This is a genomic window from Arthrobacter sp. P1_D4 (assembly GCF_056406115.1).
Genome location: NZ_JBFUAU010000002.1, coordinates 446,087 through 465,726 on the forward strand (window position 1 = coordinate 446,087; position 19,640 = coordinate 465,726).

A 19,640-nucleotide genomic window follows, 5' to 3' on the forward strand; every position below is an offset into this window, starting at 1 on the left:
CGTGGCCGCTTTCAGACCCGTACCGCTACGGACTGCGCCGGCTCCGCCGGTTCCGCCGCCGGTTCCGCCGCCGGCTCCTGCCGCGGATCCGCGGCGGGCCGCGGGGCAGCCACCCGGGTGAAGAGCGCCGTCTCGACCGTCAGGCCCGGGCCGAAGGCCATGGAGCAGATCCGTTCCGCGCCCGGGCCGGCCCAGCCGTCGTCCGCGGCGTCGTCTGCTGCCGGCAGTTCGAGGATGTGCTTGAGGACGAACAGGACGGTGGCGCTGCTCATGTTGCCGAAGTTCCGGAGGGTTTCGCGGGCCGGGACCAGCTGCTCGTCGCTGAGCTCCAGCCGGGACTGGACCTTGTCCAGAATGCTCCGGCCGCCCGGGTGGATGCCCCAGTGCTCGATCTCCCGGTAGGGGAGCCCCTGCAGCGAGCCGTCGCGGGACAGCAGCGGTTCCAGCGCGCCAATGATGTGGTCGTCGATGATGTGCGGGACATAGTTGCCCAGCACCATCTCGAAGCCCTCGTCGCCGATGTTCCAGGCCATCGAGTCCTCCCCGACGGGCGTCAGGACGGTTTCGAAGTGGTCCAGCCGCAGCAGGGGCGCTTCCCTGGGGATGTCCCGCGCTGTGATGATGGCCGCGGCAGCGCCGTCGGCGAACAAGGCCGACCCCATGATGGTGTCCGGATCATTGGAGGTCCGGACGTGAAGGGAACAGAGTTCGGCGCAGACCACCAGCACCGTTGCCTCCGGATCGGCCTCGCAAAAGGACTTCGCCGCCCGCAGCGCCGGGAAGGCTGCATAGCAGCCCATAAAGCCAAGGTGGTACCGCTGGACAGCCGGATTCAGGCCGACGGCCCGGACAATCTTGTAGTCCGGGCCGGGATTGAAGAATCCGGTGCAGGAAACCGTGATCAGGTGGGTGATGTCCCGCGCCTCGACGCCCGGGCAGGCATCGAGGGCTTTTTGGGCTGCTTCAATGAAAAGCTTGGTCGCTTCCGTGGCGAAGATGCCGTTCCGGGTTTTGGTGCTGGGGCTGAGCACCAAGCCGGTGGCGGGGTCGAAGAACTGGGGGTTTTCCGCCTGGCTGTCCGCGGTGAGTTCCTCCACCGCCGTGTGCCGGGTGTCGATGGCTGCGGAGTCAAAGCACGTGTTGACGAGCCGGGATCCGAGCCGGGTGAGGCCCGGCTGGGCGGCGAACACGGCCCTGGCCTCGGGCTGGACCAGGATGGTTGGCGGGACTGCAGTTTCCAGAGACCTCAGGTAGACCGTCATGGTTCATTCTCAGCGAGCCTGCCGCCAAAGACAATGGAACGGCCGGAGATTCAGGAACACCTTCGGGCTGGACAACTCCGGCACGACGTAGCACGATCGCACTTGTGACCAGCAAACCCGACCGGGCGCAGCGCTTGCGCGACCTCGCGCTGTTACGCCGCGTCCGCGACCGAATGGACCGGGAATACGCACAGCCGCTGGATGTCGAGGCCCTCGCCCGCGGCGCCCACATGTCCGCCGGGCACCTCAGCCGCGAGTTCCGCCTGGCGTACGGCGAGTCGCCGTACAGCTATCTCATGACACGGCGCATAGAACGCGCGATGGCCCTGCTGCGCCGCGGCGACCTGAGTGTCACCGAGGTCTGCTTTACGGTCGGCTGCTCGTCGCTGGGCACCTTCAGCACCCGCTTCAACGAACTGGTTGGCGTGCCGCCCAGCGTCTATCGGCGCGAGGCTGCGAGGGCGACCGCGGGGATGCCCTCGTGCGTCGCGAAACAGGTCACCAGACCGGTCAGGAATCGAGAAGTCCCGGCCCCCGAACCGCAACTAGCATGAAGTCCATGGACATCAACATTCACGCGAGTTTCCTCCCGCACAACGATCCCGACGCCGCTTTGGCCTTCTACCGGGACACCCTCGGCTTCGAGGTCCGCAACGACGTCGGCTACGGCGGGATGCGCTGGATCACGGTCGGCCCCGCCGGCCAGCCGGACACATCAATCGTGCTGGAACCGCCGGCCGCCGATCCCGGCGTCACCGACGAAGAGCGCGGCACCATCGACGAGATGATGGCCAAGGGCACCTATGCGCGCATCCTCCTGGCCACCAAGGACGTCGACGCCACCTTCGAGCGGCTGCAGGCCAGCGGCGCCGAGGTGGTCCAGGAACCGACAGAGCAGGCCTACGGGGTGCGCGACTGCGCCTTCCGCGATCCCGCGGGCAACCTGATCCGCATCCAGCAGCCGATCTAAGGTGGCCGCCGGCCACCGCCGGACCAGCCGCCAGCTGGTTAGATAGAGCCAGTCGACGACGACGGGGACGCGTGGGGCTGCCCCGCCCAACAGATGGAGACACGATGAGCATTGCCACGAGCACGGACACGCAGCCGCCCGCGCTGCATGAAGCGGACAGCCACGACCTGATCCGCGTGCAGGGCGCACGGGAGAACAACCTCAAGGACATCAGCGTCGAGATCCCGAAGCGCCGCTTGACGGTGTTCACCGGCGTGTCCGGCTCGGGCAAGAGCTCGCTGGTGTTCGCCACCATCGCCGCAGAGTCGCAGCGGATGATCAACGAGACCTACAGTGCGTTTGTGCAGGGCTTCATGCCCAACCTGGCACGGCCCGAGGTGGACCACCTTGAGGGGCTGACGACGGCGATCATCGTTGACCAGGAGCGGATGGGCGCCAACCCCCGATCCACCGTCGGCACCGCCACCGACGCGAACGCCATGCTCCGGATCCTCTTCAGCCGCCTGGGCATGCCCCGCATCGGGCCACCGACTGCCTTTTCCTTCAACGTCCCGACGCGCAAGGCGAGCGGGGTGATGAGTACCGAGAAAGCCGGCGGCCGGGTCGAGCGGAGTGTGGTGCGCGATGTGGTCTACCTTGGCGGCATGTGCGCACGCTGCGAGGGGATGGGCGCGGTTTCGGACTTCGACCTCACCGCGTTGTACGACGACAGCAAGTCGCTCAGCGAGGGTGCCCTGACGATCCCCGGCTACAGCATGGACGGCTGGTACGGCCGGATCTTCAGCGGCGCCGGCTTCGACATGGACAAGCCGATCGCGAAGTTCACCAAGAAGGAAATGCACGACCTCCTCTACAAGGAGCCCACCAAGATCAAGGTCGAGGGCATCAACCTGACCTACGAGGGCGTGATCCCGAAGATCCAAAAGTCGATGCTCTCCAAGGACGTCGACGCCATGCAACCGCACATCCGGGCCTTCGTGGAACGCGCCATCACGTTCCAGACCTGCCCCGAGTGCGACGGCACCCGGCTGAGCCCGGAGGCCAGGTCCGCGAAGATCCAGGGCAAGAACATCGCGGACCTCTGCGAGATGCAGATCAGCGACCTCGCCGCATGGATCCGCGAGCTTGACGCCCCTTCCGTCGCACCCCTGCTGAAAGGCCTGCAGCACCTGCTCGACTCGTTCGCCGAAATCGGGCTGGGTTACCTCTCGCTGGACCGGACGGCGGGCACCCTGTCCGGCGGCGAGGCCCAGCGCACCAAAATGATCCGGCACCTGGGCTCGTCCCTCACAGACATCACCTACGTCTTTGACGAGCCGACGATCGGCCTGCACCCGCATGACATCGAACGGATGAACCAGCTGCTGCTGCAGCTGCGGGACAAGGGCAACACCGTGCTCGTCGTCGAGCACAAGCCGGAGACCATCGCCATCGCCGACCACGTCATTGACCTTGGCCCCGGCGCGGGTACCGCGGGCGGCAGCGTGTGCTTCGAGGGAACCGTGGGAGGCCTGCGGGGGAGCGACACCATCACCGGGCGGCACCTCGACGACCGGGCCAGGTTGAAGGACTCCGTGCGCACCCCGTCCGGCACGCTCGAGGTGCGGGGCGCCTCGACGCACAACCTCAAGGATGTGGACGTCGACGTCCCGCTCGGCGTGCTCTGCGTCGTCACGGGTGTTGCAGGTTCGGGCAAGAGCTCGCTGATCCACGGTTCGGTGGACGGCCGGGACGGTGTGGTGGTGATCGACCAGGGCGCCATCAAGGGTTCGCGGCGCAGCAACCCTGCGACGTACACGGGCCTCCTCGAGCCGATCCGCAAGGCATTCGCGAAGGCCAACGGCGTGAAGCCGGCGCTGTTCAGCTCCAATTCGGAGGGTGCATGCCCCACCTGCAACGGCGCGGGTGTCATCTTCACCGAGCTCGGTGTCATGGCCACCGTCGAATCCACGTGCGAGGACTGCGAGGGACGGCGGTTCCAGGCAGCAGTTCTGGAGTACACGTTGGGTGGCCGGAATATTTCCGAGGTGCTGGCCATGTCTATGACCGAGGCCGAGGTGTTCTTCAGCGAAGGGGAGGCCCGCACCCCGGCGGCCCACAAGATCCTCGACCGGCTCGTCGACGTCGGGCTCGGCTACCTCACCTTGGGCCAGCCGCTCACCACGCTGTCCGGTGGCGAGCGGCAGCGCGTCAAGCTCGCCACCCAGATGGCGGAGAAGGGTGACGTCTACGTCCTCGACGAGCCCACCACCGGCCTGCATCTCGCCGACGTCCAGAACCTGTTGGGACTCCTGGACCGGCTCGTCGACTCCGGCAAATCGGTCATCGTCATCGAGCACCACCAGGCGGTCATGGCGCACGCCGACTGGATCATCGACCTTGGTCCCGGCGCCGGGCACGACGGCGGCCGGATCGTTTTCGAGGGCACGCCCGGCAGCCTTGTGGCCGCCCGCTCCACCCTCACCGGCGAGCACCTGGCGGCCTACGTCGGTTCAGTGGCTGAAAACGGCATCAAGTGAACGAATGCGGTGAATCGGGGGACTAATCTGGGGGCGTGGCAAGCATTCGAGACGCTCAAAAGCAGATGACCCGCCGGCTTTTCCTCGACAAGGGGCTGGAGCTTTTCGAGGAGAAAGGGTTCGCCGCCACCACGGTGGATGACATTTCCGCTGCCGTGGGCACCACCAGGGCAACCTTCTATTCGCATTTTCCGTCCAAAGCCCAGCTCATGCGCTCGCTCGTCGAGCGGTCCAACGCGATGCTGACGGAGGCCGATGTCCCGCCGCTGCATTCGGTGGTGGAGTCCGGGGACCGTGAGCTGATCAGGGTCTGGCTGGCCCGGAAATTTGACCAGTGGGCCGACATCCGCCCCTATGTGGTGGCGGCTCACCAGGCCGCGGCCAGCGAACCGGACATCCAGGCGGCTTTGGACCAGTGGTTCGACACGGCGATCGATGACATGCAGGCGGGCCTCGACAGCGCCGGGCGTTTTGACCCGGCCAGCCGCCGGGTCCGGTGCGCGCTGGCCTTCGGCGAACTGGAGTTCTTTTCCCGGCGCTGGATGCGGCTCGGCTGGACCGTGGACCGCGATACTTCACTGGATCTGATGGTCGAGAACTGGTGCTTCCTGCTGGCTGAGTGAGCCGGCAACGCCGGGGCGCAGCCTGTTGGCCCGGCAGGTGGAAGGCGTCCGGCGGCAGCAGCGCGTTGTGCTCGTCGGCCAGCGGCTCCCCGTTGGAGAGCTCTGCGGTGAGCTTGTGGCCCGGCTTGAAGGTGTTCGCGAACGGATAGAGGCGCAGGACGTACTCCTCGATCGTCCCCGGCTCCACCGGCACAGTGCGGGTGTGCGGGTGGTGCGGGTTGCCCTCGGTGCTGCGGTCGTCAAGTTCGCGGTGCGAGGCCTTCAGGTATCCGCTCGTGATCAGCTGGCGCGCGCCGGTGGGCGCGTAGTCCCACAGGCGGAGGATGAAGTTGGTGTCCGGCTGGTCGATTTCGGCGAAGATGTGAGCGGCACCGGTGCCGATCATCTCCGTGTCCTCCTCGAAGGCAGGGGTGGACCAGCTGATGATCTCCACCTTGTCGGTCACTGTCAGCGGCGCCTGGTAGAAGCCGTCCGGGGCGGCGTACTCCGCGCCCATCAGCTCGGGCTCGGTCGACAGTTTGTGCCGCGGGCGCAGATAGAGGGACCTGTACTCGACGTCCTTCGGCGGCCACGCCTCCGCAGTCACCAGCTCACGCGAGCCCTCCACGAAGACGCTCACGGCCGGCTCGTCCATGACGCCGTTGTCGATGCCCTTGATCCAGTAGTCGTACCACCGGAACATCTTGTCGTGTTCTTCGATGAAGGGACGCGACTGCATCGGCGGGTACGGGCCGATGTCCAGCTTCTTGGGGCCCTTCAGCTCGTTGAACAGCTCAATCGTGCCGTCCATCGTCCAGCCGCGGCCCTGGTCGATCTGCAGGTAGACCGGGATGTCGATGTTCGGGGCCAGCGTGATGGGGTTGCGCTCCTCGTACCAGTCCCCGTCGAGCTCGTTCATCACAATGTCGAACCAGGCCTCGTGGTTCTTCGGGTAGTTCAGGACATGGACCAGGTTCGGCCAGGCGGCCACGTCGGGATCCTCCAGGCGCGCGGCGACGAGCTTCTTCAATTCCGCGGGGGAGTACTTCTCGATCATGCGGGACTTGACGTTGTCGGTGAACGCCCAGCCGGAGTCGCCGCCGCGGCCCTCGCGTGCGGCACGCGGCATGAACCACATGATGCCGCCATGGTAGGTGGTCTCGTAGAAGTCGTAGTGGCCGCCGGAGACAAAGATCGCCTTCAGGTGCGGCGGCCGCTCGGCCGCTGCCAGCACCTGCATGGAGCCGAAATAGGAGATGCCGACCATGCCGACGTTGCCGTCGCACCACGGCTGCCCGGCGACCCACTCGATGAAGTCGTAGGCGTCCTGGCCAAGCGACACGCCACCGGCGTTGTAGTTGCCGATATGTTCGCCGCCGGAGTGGCCCGAGCCGCGCAGGTCGCCGATGACGTGGACGTAGTCCTCTTTGACGATGCGGGCGATGTCGCCGGCCTCGATGCAGCCGTCCCACATCGGGCTGGGGCGCCGCTGTGGCGGGGTTGTGAGGGCCAGCGCCTGCAATTCTTTGCCGTAGGGGCTCAGGGCCACGAGGGCGGGGCGCGGTTTGTCCCCGGTACCGTGATAGGCGTCCGCGGCGAGCTCGACGCCGTCCCGCATCGGGACCCGGAGGTCCTTGCGGACGGCGATTTTCTCTCCGCCGGCATCCAACATCTTCAGGTCATCCATGGGTGCGAAGCTCCTCATCTTTGGTCAGGCGGTCAAAGGCCGTGCGGTAGCCGTGGAGCGTCGTGAAGAACGGGGACGGCTCGAGGCTGGGGTCGCCCGCGTAGCCGAGTTCCGCGGCGACGCGGGCGAAGGGCGAGTATGGCGAGTCCGTCTCCTGGAGGCCGTCGCGAAGGTACCGGCGGGCGGCGTCGTCGATTCGGGCCTCGAGGTCCAGGCTTCCCTGCAGGGCGTTCCGGGCCGCGTCACGGTCCAGTTCAACGCCATACGGCACGCCGTCAGCGCCCCGGTATGGGTGGCCCAGGTACAGGTGTTGCGGGCGGACGTCGTCGAGCAGGTGCTGCAGGCTTGAGCGGTAGGCGGCCGGATCCTCGTAGCCGGGGAAGCCGTTGGCCGCTCCGTGGATCTGCACGGCGTCGCCGACGAAGACCGACTGCTGCCCGTCCACGACGTAGGCGACGGACCCGGCCGTGTGGCCGGGGATGTGGTGGACCGAGACGGTGACGTCCCCGCCCAGGGCGAGGGTCTCGCCGCCCTTAACCAGCATGGTCGGCTCCATCTCGCCGGAGATGACGTGGTTCGCGGCTTTCGTCTGCTCCTCGACGGCATTCGGATTGTCGATGTACTGCTGGCGCACGTCCACGTACTGGTCGACGTGCGCGCGCCGGGAGCGCAGCAGAGGCGCGTCGGCCTCGTGGATCACGACCTTCGCGCGCCGTCCGGTGAGTTCCCACAGGGCGTGCGCACCGCCGAGGTGGTCGATGTGGCCGTGGGTCAGCAGGATCCAGCGCACATCCTCGATCCGGCGGCCGATCGCCTCCAGTGCCGGGATCATGCCTTCGGCAGGCGAAGACGCGATCCCGGTGTCGACGATGGCGGGCTCGGGAGCGTCGATGAAGAAGCTGTAGAGTCCGAACCGGCCCCACGGCGAGACCAGGGGATGAACAGCGACTGGCCCCGTCATTGCCCGGCCCCCGCGTTCAGGAAGTCGCCTGCCTCCTCGAAGGCCCGGTAGAATTCCGGGATCCAGGAAAAGTTCTGGACGAAGCCGTGGTTGGCCCCCGCGTAGCGGCTGACGGTCGCCACGACGCCGGCCTCCGACAGCCGCTGGCCGTAAAGTTCGCCCTCATCGCGCAGGGGGTCGTGCTCGGCGGTGATGATGAGGGCCGCCGGCAGGCCTGCGAGGTCATCGCGCTTGATGGGGGAGACGAGCGGGTCGGCCGGGTCCGCCCCGTTCTCAAGGTAGAAGGAGTTGAATGGCTTGAGGCCCGCCGTCTCCAGCCCGAATCCTTCGGCGTTCTCCCGCAGCGAGGCGTAGCGGTCGACGTCGAAGTCCAGGTCCAGGGACGGGTAGAAGAGGACCTGATGCGTGATCCGGTCAAACCCGTCGTCGTGGGCCTTCGCGGCGACGGCGGCGGCGAAGTTGCCGCCCGAACTGTCGCCGGCGATGGCGAGGTTCTTCCCGTCCCAGCCCAGGCTCGTACCCTGCTCGGCGGCCCAACGGACCACCCCGTAGCAGTCGTCGAGGCCGGCAGGGAAAGCGGCCTCAGGCGCCAGGCGGTAGCCGACAGAGATGACCTTATGACCGGTCTCCTTGGCCAGGGCCCGGGCAACGTGGTCGTGCGTGTCCAGGCTGCCGAGGAAGAACGCCCCGCCGTGGAGGTACACCAGAAGCCCATGAGCGTCGGCCCCGGCCGGCGTGTAGATCCGCACGGGCACCTCGCCCGATGGCGTCACTGCGGTGGCGTCCTCGACGGAGTGCAGCGGCAGACGGTCCGCCAAGGCGGGAATTTGCGCGGCCTCGCCGGCGCGCATGGCCCCGGGGTTCAGCGGCGACCCGTCGGGCGCCGGCAGGGTGCTGAGGATCTTGGCAATTTCGGGATGGATGGTCATGGGTCAGGCCTTCGACTCTGCTGGTGCGTTGACGGCGGCGGGCTTCTGGGACGTGGGCTTTTGCCCCGGGAAGACGTCATTGACCTCGTCCTCGGTCCACCCTTGACGCGAGATGCGCTGCAGCTCGTCCGTTACCGGCTTGCGGGTTGCCTGGAACAGGGCCAGTGCATCCTTGACCGTGCCGGCCTCCGCCAAGGCATCGGCGAGCGCGCCGGCATCCTCGATGGCCGAGTTGGCGCCCTGGCCCTGGTGGTGCAGCATCGAGTGGGCCGCATCGCCCATGAGCACGACGGAGTCCGTGTGCCATGTGTCGACCGGGTCGATGTCGTAGACGGCGCGGATGTTGACGGTGTCCATGTCGAGGCCGCGGGCGATGTTGACGATCCGCTCGTCGAAGCCCTCCACTGTCGCCACGAGGTCATCCTTCGTGATGGTGGGGGCCCAGGTGCTGTCCGGGCACAGTGCGGTGATATCGAAGGACATCTGGTTGCGGTGGCGCAGCGGCAGCAGGTAGACCTTCGTGCCCCTGCCCATGTACATCCGCAGGTTGTCGTCCACCACCATGCCGTGGGCGTCGTCGGCGGAGATCACAGCGCGGTAGGCGTGTTCGCCGGAGAACACCGGGCCCTTGCCGCTGAAGAGCTGCTCGCGCACGACTGACTTGATGCCGTCGGCGCCGACCACCAGGTCCGCCTCGACCGTCTTGCCGTTGGTGAAGGTCAGGACGGAGCGGCTGCCCTTGTCCTCGATGGTCTCGAGCTTGTGGCCAAGGTGCACCATGCCCTGCGGCAGCACGCTCAGGAGGGCATCGATGAAGTCGCCGCGGTGGATGAGGTGGGTCTGGCTCTGCTCGCCGAACTCAGGCCAGGTGTCCTTCATGATCGGCTCACCTGTGGCGGTGAGGATTTCGAAGTAGTCGCTCGGGGAGCTTACGTTCGCGATAGTGTCGAAGATGCCCCACTGGCTGAACCGGTGCATGGTGGCAGGACGCAGCCCGATGCCGGCGCCGACCTCCCGCATCTGGGATGCCTGTTCGTACACGCTGACGTCGGCACCGAGCAGGCTCAGGGCCTTGGCCGCCGCGGCGCCGCCGTACCCTGCGCCGACGATGGCGATCTTGAGGTTCTTGATGTCTTCAGCCTTCATGGTTTCATCTCTTTCTTGACTCTTTCTGGGCCCGGGCCATGTGTGGCGGAACGGGCAAGTTGTGGTGGTCTGTCCGGGATCAGGCGTGAAGGGACAGGAAGTCGGCCGGGTTGTCCTCAAGCAGGAGTTTGACCGTGGCGTCGTCGATGCCGGCCGCGCGCATGTCGGGGATCATGTCCTCGAAGATGTAGTTGATGGTGTGGCCCTTCACTCCCGGCCAGCCCAGCGGGCTGCAGTTTGCGTCCGCCGAGACGAGGAGCTTGTCCGCATAGCCCTTGTTCACGAGGTTGACGAAGTGCTCCATGCGTTCGGCACGTTTGCGGCCCCAAAACGGTGGATCCGGCAGCTCGAGGTCGTAGCCGAACGTGTCGAAGCCGATGCGGCCGCCCTGCTCGTAGATCCAATCGTGCGGGGTGACCGGAGCGTTGAGGCCGTCGTCGGCGTGGCCGAAGAGCACGCGGTCCAGCGGGAGGCCCTCTTCGTTGAAGATGTTCACGGCCGGTTCCGGGTCGATGGCCAGGTGGGTCAGGACCGGAGCGCCGGTGACGACGGCGGCGCGGGCCGCGGCCCGGTAAATGCGCTTGTCCAGTTCCGTCATGCGTCCGCCGCGGCTGACGCCGACCTTGATGACGCCGGCCTTGGCGCCTGTGTGGCCGATGCCGACGGTGATCTCGTGGATGAAGACCTTCGTGAGGTAGTCCACGCTCGCGCGGGAGAAGTGCGGCAGGGCGGTGTCGCCGCCGACGAAGCCGGTGCAGGCAACGATGTGCACGCCCGTCTTCCGGGACAGGGACTTGTAGTAGTCGACGTCGCGGCCGTTGCAGATGCCCGTGGCGTCCACGAAGGTGCCGCCGCCGTATTCGCGGAACTTCCGCAGCTTCGGCACGGTTTCCTCGTAAGCCTGCTCCGGCGACTTCCACCATTTGGTGTCCAGTTCGGACCCGGGCATGCCGTAGCCGATGTGTTCGTGGACCGCCACGATTTCCAGTTCTTCGGCCGGGATGGTTCCCAGCACGGTGTTGACCTTGGTCATTCGTTCACCTCATGGTTTCGAAAGCTTGTTGTGGGTGGGCCGGGGCGTGCTTAGTGCACGGTCAGCAGGTTGCGCGGGTTATCCACGAGGATGCGCCGGGCGTCTTCGTCGCTCAGGCCGTGGGCCTTGAGGAACGGCACGAACGTCGTCAGGACGTGGCTGTAGGGCAGGTTGTACTCCGGCAGACCTTTGGCAACGCCGATCGAGTTGCCGGAGAGGATGATCCTGTCGGCATGGCCTGCCTTGACGAGCCCGAGCACCAGTTCGGCGCGGTCATGGTCGGTGAGGTAGTCCGCGTGGTCGTTCAGGCCCACGTGGTCGATGCCGACGAAGGCTCCCCTCCCGGCCACTTCGATGGCGGATCCGGCAGCGTCCTTGCGGTCCAGGTCGCCGACGAGTACCCGGTCGGCTCGGATCTGCTCGTCCAGGACGATGTCCAGATCGTGCAGGACATCGGCGCCGAAACGGATGGAGACCGGGACGCCGGTGTTCCTGGCGGCGCGGGCGGAGCCGCGGAACAGGCTTTCCTCGGTCGGGGTCATGCCGGCGCGGTCGGCAATGGTCGCGACGATGCCGGCGGCGGCGCGGCGCTCGACCCGGGGAACCACCATCCCCTCCGTGACTTCCTTGCCGAAGAGATCGGCGAACTTGTCGGCCGGCCACGGGGTGGGCGGGTTGGTCTGCGGCGTCAGGAAGTATCCGCCGAGTTCTTCCTCCGGGCCCAGGCCCGTGGAGGCGACGATGTGGACGCCGGTGGTGCGGGACAACGCCTCGTAGAGCTTGAGGTCGCGGCCGTGGAACATGCCCGTGCTGTCGACGATCGTCTGCCCGCCGTGCTCGCGGAAGTCCGCGAGCTTGGCCGCCAGGGCCTCGAAGATCTCCGCCCGGTCCATGGAGATATCAGGGGCGTATTGGGCGCCCGGGACCACTGACAACAAGGCCTCATGGAGCGCGACAACGCCCAGTTCCGCGGCAGGGACGGGGCCCAATACGGTATTGACGGTTTGCCCGGTGGGGGCGTGGAACGCGTTACCGCTGTCGACGGGTGTGGTGTGACTCACTTGGCTTCTCCCTTGAAGATCGGGTGCTGAATACGGGGGCGCCGCGGTGCCTGACCGTGCCGTAGCCCCGTTGCGGTGTAGCCAGCATCACACCCTTCTTTACATGGTGTCAAGAAAACATACGAGCCGTATAAGGCTCTGAGCTGTCGATGCGTTCATGAAACCAACGGTAAGTACATTTTCTTGACATCCTGTAAAGATTCATATCAAACTGTGGTGAGCGCCACATCCGCCATCCGCCTGCCGGCTCTTGCTCCGGCAGGGCACCAGTCGTGGCGCATCACCGGAGAATCGACCGGAAACAAAGGAGTTTCATCGATGAGTCAGACCATTTCGGTACCGAGCCGCGGCTCGGTACGAGCGACGTTCGTGGCCGCCTACAGCGCTGTCACACTGGCCCAGATCACGAACGCGCTGCCGGGCGCCCTCAGCGGCACGTTCGCCGCGGAATTCCATACTTCAGGCGCGGGTCTGACCTGGATCGCGGGCATGTTCTTGATGGGTATTGTCGTGTTCGAGCTCAGCTGGGGCCTCCTGGGTGACCTGTTCGGACGCAAGAAGCTTCTGTACATCGGAGCCGGGGTCAGCATCGTCGGCTCCGTCCTGGCAGCGCTGGCACCGACAACCGAGATGATGATCGCCGCCCAGGCCGTCGGCGGCATCGGGGCGGGTATCCTGTTCCCCATCTCGCTGTCCATGATCGCCGCGATTACCCCGGGTCACCGCGCACGGGCGAAGGTCATCGCCACGTGGGCTGGGTTCCTGTCCCTCGGCGCGGTGATCTCCCCAGTGCTCGCTGGCTTCACCGCGCAATTCTTCACAGTGCCGGGTGCTGCGCCGGGTGCGCCGAACGAGTTCAGCGGCTGGCGGGCGGCCTACTTGGTTGCGGCCGCCATTGCCGTGCTCGTACTCCTCGTCGCGCTCCGGGCGAAGGACTCCGCAGCAGCCGAGGGGCGCAAGTTGGACATCCCCGGCCAGATTACGCTCGCGCTTGGACTTATCGCCGTCCTCTACGCCACGGTGACAGCGGTTGATGCCGGCTTCGGCAGCGCCCAGGTGATTGCAAGCTACGTCGCCGGCGGAATCCTCCTGGTCTCCTTCATCGTCATCGAATCACGCACCGCGCAGCCACTGATTCACCTGTCGCTGTTCAAGAACAGCGCCTACTCGATCACCGGCATTGTGGCGGTCACCGGCATGTTCGCCTTCCTCGCGATCTGCTTCAGCACCAGCGTCGCCGTCAGTGGACTCGCGCTGGCCGAGACCTGGAAGGTCGGTGTGCTGTTCGTCTTCATTCAGGGCCCGGCATTCGCCTTCATCCCGGTGGTGGGGTGGCTCATCCACCACGTAGCACCGCGCTGGGTGCTCACCGCGGGCTTCGTCCTCATGGCAGTTTCCGGTTTCTGGCTCTCGACATTCGCCCTCGGCACTCCGGAGGCCTTCGGCGGCACCCCTTGGACGGCCTTCATTCCGCCGCTCCTGCTGTTGGGTATCGGATTCGCGCTCACCGTCGGTTCCGTCACCGCTGTTGCCATCAACACCGTCCCGCCCCAGCAGATCGGCATGGCTTCGGCGACAACGAACCTCCTGCGCGACCTCGGCTTCGCCCTCGGCCCCGTTGTAGGCTCAGCCATCGCCTTCGGCATCGGAGCCACGGCCTTCGCGGTTCCCCTTGCCGGGATCCTCGGCGGGGCGGGACTGCCCGCAGAGGCCGTCAGCGGGCTGGCGAACGTGCCGCCGCTGGGCTTCCTCGCCGGCTGGGACGGGGTCATCGCCCAGTTCTCCGGCCAGGCACTGGCCGGCGGCGCGCCCACCCCGGCGGTCGACGGTATGGTCCAGGCCCTCAACGCCGCACAGCCGCAAATCCAGGGCGTGGCAGGGACCTCGCTGGGCCAGGGATTCCAGGCTGTATACCTCACCGCGGGCATCGCGGCGATCCTCTCCGCCACTCTCACCCTCTTCATCTCTGCCCGGTCCTCGGCGCCCGCGCCCGAGGCCATCACGGAAACCTCGACAACCACTGATTCCAATGCCGAAGCGATCGTCCAAGCCTGACGGCTTCCGGCCCCGGGCTGACCACCTACCATCCACAAGGAGAACACTGTGACTGCACCCACCGAATCCGTCATCGACATCTGGGACGACGACATCCTGGTCGACCCTTACCCCACCTACGCCGCGCTCCGCGAGCAGGCCGCAGTGGTCCACCTCCCCAAGAACGACCTCTACGTCCTGACGCGCTACGACGTCATCCGCGACGCGCTCGGCGATCCGGAGACCTTCTCGTCCACCAGCATCGGCTTCAACCCCATGGTGAACGAGGCGCTGCAGGGCACCTCCCTCGCCTCCGACCCGCCCGTCCACACCCAGCTCCGCGCCACGCTGTCCCAAAACCTCACCCCCCGGGCGCTCCGCGGCCTGAAAGTCGTCATCGACGACAAGGCGGACAAGCTCGTCGCCGAGCTCGCCGCCAGCGGCAGCTTCGAGGCCATCGATTCCCTGGCCCGGGCCTTCCCGATCGAAATCGTTGCCGACCTCATTGGCTTCAGCGGACACGTCAAGGACAACATGCTGCGCTGGGGCCAGGCCGCGATGCAGGTCATCGGCCCGCTGAACCAGCGCACCCAGGAGAGCTTCCCGATCGCCGGCGAACTCTACGGCTGGTGCTCGTCGGTCACTGCAGAAGACCTCACACCCGGCTCAATCGGCCGCGGTATTTTCGATGCCGAGACACGCGGCGACATTCCCCAGGGCTCTGCGGGGCACATCATCCACCAGTACCTGGGAGCCGGCGTTGATACGACAATAGCGTCAATCGGGAACATCATCGCGCTGTTCGGCCGCCACCCGGAGCAGTTCGAACTGGTCCGGAAGAACCCGGACCTGGTCCCCGCAGCGTTCGCCGAAGTGCTGCGCTACTGGGCCCCGGTTCACATCTGGGGCCGCAAGGCAATGCGCGACGTGGAGATCGAGGGCGTCACGATTCCCGCAGGTGCCCAGGTGGGCATCCTCTTTGGGGCCGGCAACCGCGACCCGCGGCACTACGGGGATCCCGACACCTTCGACGTGATGCGGAACCCGGTCGACCACCTGTCCTTCGGCTACGGACCGCACGGCTGCGCCGGCCAGGGCCTGGCGAAACTGGAAGCGCATGCGATCATTGAGGCGCTTGCCCGCAGGGTGAAAACGCTGACGATCTCAGACGAGGTCCGGGAGCCGAGCAACATCACGCGGAGCCTCGAGTCGCTCCAGGTCGCCAAGGTGGTGGCAGCATGAGGATCCAACTCGACCGGCCGCGCTGCGAGGGACACGGCCTCTGCGAAGAAGCCGCGCCGCGGCTGATGCACCTCGACGATGACGGCGAGCTGGTACTCGACGTCCCGGACGTGGAAGGGGCTGACCTGGACGCCGCGAAGGCAGCGGTAAGGGTCTGCCCGGTTGCCGCACTGCGATTGGCCGCGGCATGACGATGCGAAAGATCGTGGTGGTCGGCAACGGCATCGCCGGACTCACGGCCTGCGACTCACTGCGCTCGGCCGGCTTCGACGGCGAGCTCACTGTTGTGGGCGCTGAGCGCCACCAGCCCTACAGCCGGCCGGCCCTCTCCAAGGCGCTGCTGCACGCTGTCGATGACAACACCGCCGACGAGAACAGCGACGGCGGACTCCAACCCCATGTGCTCCCCGAGCCGACCCACGAGGCAACGGAGCTGCTCGGAGTCAGCGCCACGGGTCTGGACGTCGAGGCCCGGCTGGTGCGCCTGGACGGGGGAGGGGAGGTGCCGTATGACGGCCTCGTCATCGCTTCGGGTTCCCGGGCAAAGCGACTCGGGGCGGGTGCGCAAAAGACGCAGAAGAAGGGAGCAGCCGGACCGCAACGGGACGGCTCCCACCGGGAACTCACCCTGCGCACCATCGAGGATGCGATCCTCCTCAAGGAACGCGTCGCATCGCGCCCGTCCGTTATCGTGATCGGCGGCGGAGCGCTGGGCATGGAGGTCGCGTCCGGTTGCGTGCACGCGGGCTGCGAGGTCACCCTCGTCTCCGACGGCAAGCCCCTGGCGCGTCAGCTCGGCGACCATCTGGCGGATATCTTCACCGCCGCCGCCATCCGGCGCGGACTGCGCGTGGTCGGCGGCGGGAAGGCCCGGCTTGTCGATCACGGTGCCGGGGCAAAGGTCGTCCTGGCCAACGGCACCGCGCTGGAGGCCGACCTGGTGGTCACCGCCATCGGGGACGCGCCGAACATCGGCTGGCTCGCCGGCTCGAACCTTCTCATCGACGGACAGCTGCGGGTCGATTCCCGCGGCAGGCTCCGGCCGGACATCGTCGCCGCCGGCGATGTGGCGTCCTTCCCGACCCGCCGCGGGGTGGAACGGGTGCCCCTGTGGACCAGCGCCATCGACCAGGCCAGGATCGCCGGCGTCGGCCTCCTCAAGGGTGACGCGGCGCCCGAGTTCGACTTCCAGCCGTACTTCTGGACGGAGGGCTTCGGCCTCTCGCTCAAGTCGGCGGGCTTCGCGCCGGCTGTCGGGCCTCCCGACTACTGCGAGCCCGGCGGGGCCGAGGACTCGATGCTGCTTCGCTGGGACAACACGGACGGTTCCGGCACCGCCGCCGCGCTCAACTACCGGATCCCCGTCCCCAAGCTGCGCCGGTTCGCCGACGCCGGTCCGGCCGCGCTGCGTGCGGCGGCGCCCGCTCGAACCTGACGCCGCACAACACCGTTAGGATTGATCCATGTCGTCGTTGCGAGAAGCCCAGAAGCAGCTGACCCGCGACGTGATCGTCGAACGGGCGCTGGAGCTCTTCACCGAGAAGGGGTACGCCGCGACGACGATCGATGAGATCGCCGCTGCGGCCGGCACCACCCGGGTGACTTTTTACGCCTATTACCCCACGCGCGGCGACCTGATGCGGGACTTCATGGCCCGCGTCAACGCCGTACTTGACCGCGCGGCCGGCCCCGACCGGGGATCGACCGCGGCCGAGCTCGTCGACGTCGTGCGTGCGGGCGAGCTGGCGGGCATCCTGGCCTGGCTGGAGTCGCGGGCGGCGCTCTGGCCGGTCTTCCGCCCGTACCTCGACGTGCTCGAGGAGGCCGCCGCCATCGATCGCGAAGTGCGCGCCTTGGTCGAGGGATGGCATGAGGAGGTCATTTCGGACCTCGTGCGCGGAATGGAGCTGGCAGGGCGCTTCCCGGAGGAGACGCACCACATTCGCGGCACCCTTGCCTTCACCTCGCTCGACTACGTGGCCACGCTCTGGACCCGACGGAAGTTTGAACCAAACCGGGAACACGCCCTCGAGGTGCTCGCCGATAACTGGTATCACCTGCTCTGCGACGAAGGCTAAGCCTGCCCTCGCAGACGGACGCCTATGCTTATGGAATGGAAAGCATTGGCGCAGGCGAAGCGCTGGACAAGGCCGTCGACCACCGGGCCCTGGCCGTCGCCGTGATCGACATTTCCGCCGACGTCCGGCGGAAGTCACACAATGACACCGGCGTCCGGCCGCTGTCCAACGGCGTGCTGGAAATCCTCCGCGTCATCGAAAGCAACCCCGGCATCACCGTCGCGGAAGTCGCTTCCCGTCTGGGCCGGCAGTTCAGCAACGTCAGCGTCCAGCTGCGTGAGCTGGTCGCCGCAGGCCTCGTCACCAGGATCCGCGACGCCGCGGACAAGCGCTACGTCGCCCTCCACCCCACGGCCGAATCCCAGCGGATCAAGGCGCTCCTCGAGGGTGCCTGGGCGGGGGCGCTGGAGTCGGCCAGTTCCCAGCTGCTGCCTGAAGAGCGCGAGCAAATTGCCGCCAGCCTCCCGGCCCTGCAGCGCCTCGCCTCGATACTGTCCGAACCCGGGTAACCCACATCACCCCCTTCCACGGTCACGATCCGTCGCTCTCGATAGTTATACTTTTATAAGTATTACTACTTTGGAGGATGGGACATGGGTATGGCAACACAGTTGGAAGAGGCAGTCGTCCGACAAGGGAGCAGGCCAGGGAACCGCTGGTGGGCGCTGGGGTTCCTCGCCCTCGCGCAGTTCATGGTGGTGCTGGACGGCACGATCGTGAACCTGGCGCTGCCGCGTCTCCAGCTCGAGATGGGGATCAGCGACGCGACGCGGTCCTGGGTGGTCACCGCCTACGCGCTGGCCTTCGGCGCGTTCCTGCTGCTCGGCGGACGCATTGCAGACTTCTGGGGCCGCAAGCGGACGTTCCTTGTGGCCGCCGTCGGCTTCGCCGCCGCGTCCCTGGTCGGCGGCATCGCGCAGCAGCCCTGGGAGCTGATCGGCGCCCGCGCGCTGCAGGGCGTGTTCGCTGCGCTGCTGGCCCCTGCTGCATTGGCGCTGCTGACCGTCGCCTTTCCGGGCGGAAAGGACCGCGGCACGGCGTTTGCGATTTTCGGCTCCATCACCGGCGTCGGCGCGGCCGCCGGTGTCCTGCTGGGCGGGTTTTTGACCGAACACGTGAGCTGGCGCTGGTGCTTCTTCGTGAATGTGCCGACTGCCGCCATCGCCCTCTTCGGCGTGTGGTCCCTGGTCAGTGACAGCAGGGCCCAGGGGTCCACCAAGTACGACTGGCCCGGGGTTATTCTGGCAGCCCTCGGCCTGGGATCCCTCGTCTACGGCTTCACCAACGCCGAGCACGGCTGGGATGCCCCCGAAGCCTGGGGCTTCATTGCCGCCGGTGCAGTTCTCCTGGCAGTCTTCGTCCTGGTCGAGACCAAAGTCAGGCATCCGCTCCTGCCGCTGCGCGTGGCCACCGAACGAAACCGCGCGGCCGCCTTCCTGGCGTCGTTCCTTTCCGGCGCTGTCCTCATTGGCGGCATCCTGTTCATCAACTTCTACATCCAGATCGTGCTGGGCTTCGCTCCGTTCCTCGCCGGGCTGGCTTCGCTGCCGATGACGGTTGCGGTAATCATCACGGCAGCGCTCGTCGCGAAGAACCTGCCGAAACTGGGGGCCAAAATCCCGACCGCCGTGGGGCCGGTCTTCATGGCGGCTGCGATGCTGTGGCTCACCCAGGTCAGCGCCGAGGGCAGCTACTTCGTCAACATGCTCCCCGCCCTGCTTCTCCTAGGCGTCGGGCTGGGCATGGTGTTCGTGCCCATGCAGAACCTTGCCCTGTTCGGCGTGGACAAGGATGACTCCGGTGTGGCCAGTGCGTTGGTCAACGCCTCGCAGCAGATCGGAGGCTCCCTCGGCATCGCCTTGTTCAGCACCATCGCCGCAGCAGCCACGGCCGGTGGCGTGACACTGGCGGCCCTCTCTGCAGGTTATGCCTTGGTGTTCCTCTGGGCCGCAGGCGTCGCGATCCTGATTGCCCCGGTAGCCCTGCTGCTCATTAACATCGACCGCGAGACGTTCACCGGATCAGCTGGCGATACTCCAGTCGTGCACCTGGGCTGACGCAACCAGGCACGAAAAGCGGAAGGCCCCCTCGCCAAGGGGGCCTTCCGCTTTGACGG

At 66.8% G+C, this 19,640-nt stretch carries 17 protein-coding genes and 1 pseudogene; 11 read left to right on the forward strand and 7 right to left on the reverse strand.

Annotation, left to right across the window (positions count from 1 at the left end; genetic code table 11):
* Positions 1 to 11 precede the first annotated feature (11 nt).
* Positions 12 to 1,262, reverse strand: coding sequence for a type III polyketide synthase (locus AC1D0A_RS02980; RefSeq protein ID WP_476945155.1), 1,251 nt, complete (start codon positions 1,260 to 1,262; stop codon positions 12 to 14).
* Between the two features lie 104 nt (positions 1,263 to 1,366).
* On the opposite strand from AC1D0A_RS02980, the gene AC1D0A_RS02985 reads away from it, so the two are divergent.
* The 4 genes and pseudogenes from AC1D0A_RS02985 to AC1D0A_RS03000 all read left to right on the forward strand — a co-directional run.
* A complete protein-coding gene (locus tag AC1D0A_RS02985) occupies positions 1,367 to 1,816 on the forward strand; it encodes a helix-turn-helix transcriptional regulator (RefSeq protein ID WP_028276331.1) in 450 nt (149 codons plus the stop codon).
* Positions 1,813 to 2,232, forward strand: coding sequence for a VOC family protein (locus AC1D0A_RS02990; RefSeq protein WP_223916337.1), 420 nt, complete (start codon positions 1,813 to 1,815; stop codon positions 2,230 to 2,232). The genes AC1D0A_RS02985 and AC1D0A_RS02990 overlap by 4 nt, the downstream gene beginning before the upstream one ends.
* A gap of 104 nt (positions 2,233 to 2,336) precedes the next feature.
* Positions 2,337 to 4,751, forward strand: a complete 2,415-nt coding sequence (locus tag AC1D0A_RS02995) for an ATP-binding cassette domain-containing protein (protein WP_476945156.1) — start codon at positions 2,337 to 2,339, stop codon at positions 4,749 to 4,751.
* Positions 4,752 to 4,816: 65 nt separating this feature from the next.
* A pseudogene (locus AC1D0A_RS03000) lies at positions 4,817 to 4,957 on the forward strand (TetR/AcrR family transcriptional regulator); the annotation flags it as partial.
* A gap of 97 nt (positions 4,958 to 5,054) precedes the next feature.
* On the opposite strand, the gene AC1D0A_RS03005 reads toward AC1D0A_RS03000, so the two are convergent.
* From AC1D0A_RS03005 to AC1D0A_RS03030, 6 genes are all read right to left on the reverse strand, one after another.
* The gene (locus AC1D0A_RS03005; protein ID WP_476945157.1) at positions 5,055 to 7,040 is read right to left on the reverse strand and encodes a CocE/NonD family hydrolase; all 1,986 of its coding nucleotides are present in this window, start codon (positions 7,038 to 7,040) and stop codon (positions 5,055 to 5,057) included.
* Positions 7,033 to 8,001 (reverse strand): MBL fold metallo-hydrolase, encoded by a 969-nt coding sequence (locus AC1D0A_RS03010; RefSeq protein WP_476945158.1) that lies wholly within the window; start codon positions 7,999 to 8,001, stop codon positions 7,033 to 7,035. Before AC1D0A_RS03010 ends, AC1D0A_RS03005 begins: the two co-directional genes overlap by 8 nt.
* Positions 7,998 to 8,930 carry an alpha/beta hydrolase gene (locus tag AC1D0A_RS03015; RefSeq protein WP_476945159.1) on the reverse strand — a complete coding sequence of 311 codons (933 nt, stop codon included), beginning with the start codon at positions 8,928 to 8,930 and terminating at the stop codon, positions 7,998 to 8,000. The genes AC1D0A_RS03010 and AC1D0A_RS03015 overlap by 4 nt, the downstream gene beginning before the upstream one ends.
* A 3-nt stretch (positions 8,931 to 8,933) precedes the next feature.
* Positions 8,934 to 10,076 (reverse strand): FAD-dependent monooxygenase, encoded by a 1,143-nt coding sequence (locus AC1D0A_RS03020; protein ID WP_476945160.1) that lies wholly within the window; start codon positions 10,074 to 10,076, stop codon positions 8,934 to 8,936.
* A gap of 79 nt (positions 10,077 to 10,155) precedes the next feature.
* Entirely contained in the window at positions 10,156 to 11,109 is a 954-nt protein-coding gene (locus AC1D0A_RS03025; RefSeq protein ID WP_476945161.1) for a phosphotriesterase family protein, read from the reverse strand.
* A gap of 50 nt (positions 11,110 to 11,159) precedes the next feature.
* A complete protein-coding gene (locus AC1D0A_RS03030) occupies positions 11,160 to 12,170 on the reverse strand; it encodes a phosphotriesterase family protein (protein WP_476945162.1) in 1,011 nt (336 codons plus the stop codon).
* Positions 12,171 to 12,488: 318 nt separating this feature from the next.
* Between AC1D0A_RS03030 and AC1D0A_RS03035 the strand changes: the two genes are divergently transcribed.
* The 7 genes from AC1D0A_RS03035 to AC1D0A_RS03065 all read left to right on the forward strand — a co-directional run bounded on the left by AC1D0A_RS03035 (position 12,489) and on the right by AC1D0A_RS03065 (position 19,581).
* Complete coding sequence (locus tag AC1D0A_RS03035) at positions 12,489 to 14,225, forward strand: MFS transporter (RefSeq protein ID WP_476945163.1); 1,737 nt, start codon at positions 12,489 to 12,491, stop codon at positions 14,223 to 14,225.
* Between the two features lie 48 nt (positions 14,226 to 14,273).
* Complete coding sequence (locus tag AC1D0A_RS03040; RefSeq protein ID WP_476945164.1) at positions 14,274 to 15,446, forward strand: cytochrome P450; 1,173 nt, start codon at positions 14,274 to 14,276, stop codon at positions 15,444 to 15,446.
* Positions 15,443 to 15,637 (forward strand): ferredoxin, encoded by a 195-nt coding sequence (locus tag AC1D0A_RS03045; protein ID WP_243177561.1) that lies wholly within the window; start codon positions 15,443 to 15,445, stop codon positions 15,635 to 15,637. Before AC1D0A_RS03040 ends, AC1D0A_RS03045 begins: the two co-directional genes overlap by 4 nt.
* On the forward strand, positions 15,634 to 16,881 hold the full coding sequence (locus AC1D0A_RS03050; RefSeq protein WP_476945165.1) for an NAD(P)/FAD-dependent oxidoreductase: 1,248 nt from the start codon (positions 15,634 to 15,636) through the stop codon (positions 16,879 to 16,881). Before AC1D0A_RS03045 ends, AC1D0A_RS03050 begins: the two co-directional genes overlap by 4 nt.
* 28 nt (positions 16,882 to 16,909) lie before the next feature.
* Complete coding sequence (locus AC1D0A_RS03055; protein ID WP_476945166.1) at positions 16,910 to 17,524, forward strand: TetR/AcrR family transcriptional regulator; 615 nt, start codon at positions 16,910 to 16,912, stop codon at positions 17,522 to 17,524.
* A gap of 35 nt (positions 17,525 to 17,559) precedes the next feature.
* Positions 17,560 to 18,033, forward strand: a complete 474-nt coding sequence (locus tag AC1D0A_RS03060; protein WP_476945167.1) for a MarR family winged helix-turn-helix transcriptional regulator — start codon at positions 17,560 to 17,562, stop codon at positions 18,031 to 18,033.
* Positions 18,034 to 18,117: 84 nt separating this feature from the next.
* Positions 18,118 to 19,581, forward strand: coding sequence for an MFS transporter (locus AC1D0A_RS03065; RefSeq protein ID WP_476945168.1), 1,464 nt, complete (start codon positions 18,118 to 18,120; stop codon positions 19,579 to 19,581).
* The last annotated feature ends 59 nt before the right edge of the window (positions 19,582 to 19,640 follow it).

Coding starts and splice junctions, on each gene's coding strand:
- AC1D0A_RS02995 (WP_476945156.1), top strand. CDS start 2,337: ATGAGCATTGCCACGAGCACGGACACGCAGCCGCCCGCGCTGCATGAA.
- AC1D0A_RS03055 (WP_476945166.1), top strand. CDS start 16,910: ATGTCGTCGTTGCGAGAAGCCCAGAAGCAGCTGACCCGCGACGTGATC.
- AC1D0A_RS03025 (WP_476945161.1), bottom strand. CDS start 11,109: ATGACCAAGGTCAACACCGTGCTGGGAACCATCCCGGCCGAAGAACTG.
- AC1D0A_RS03010 (WP_476945158.1), bottom strand. CDS start 8,001: ATGACGGGGCCAGTCGCTGTTCATCCCCTGGTCTCGCCGTGGGGCCGG.
- AC1D0A_RS02980 (WP_476945155.1), bottom strand. CDS start 1,262: ATGACGGTCTACCTGAGGTCTCTGGAAACTGCAGTCCCGCCAACCATC.
- AC1D0A_RS02990 (WP_223916337.1), top strand. CDS start 1,813: ATGAAGTCCATGGACATCAACATTCACGCGAGTTTCCTCCCGCACAAC.
- AC1D0A_RS03065 (WP_476945168.1), top strand. CDS start 18,118: ATGGGTATGGCAACACAGTTGGAAGAGGCAGTCGTCCGACAAGGGAGC.
- AC1D0A_RS03005 (WP_476945157.1), bottom strand. CDS start 7,040: ATGGATGACCTGAAGATGTTGGATGCCGGCGGAGAGAAAATCGCCGTC.
- AC1D0A_RS03035 (WP_476945163.1), top strand. CDS start 12,489: ATGAGTCAGACCATTTCGGTACCGAGCCGCGGCTCGGTACGAGCGACG.
- AC1D0A_RS03050 (WP_476945165.1), top strand. CDS start 15,634: ATGACGATGCGAAAGATCGTGGTGGTCGGCAACGGCATCGCCGGACTC.
- AC1D0A_RS03045 (WP_243177561.1), top strand. CDS start 15,443: ATGAGGATCCAACTCGACCGGCCGCGCTGCGAGGGACACGGCCTCTGC.
- AC1D0A_RS03060 (WP_476945167.1), top strand. CDS start 17,560: ATGGAAAGCATTGGCGCAGGCGAAGCGCTGGACAAGGCCGTCGACCAC.
- AC1D0A_RS03015 (WP_476945159.1), bottom strand. CDS start 8,930: ATGACCATCCATCCCGAAATTGCCAAGATCCTCAGCACCCTGCCGGCG.
- AC1D0A_RS03020 (WP_476945160.1), bottom strand. CDS start 10,076: ATGAAGGCTGAAGACATCAAGAACCTCAAGATCGCCATCGTCGGCGCA.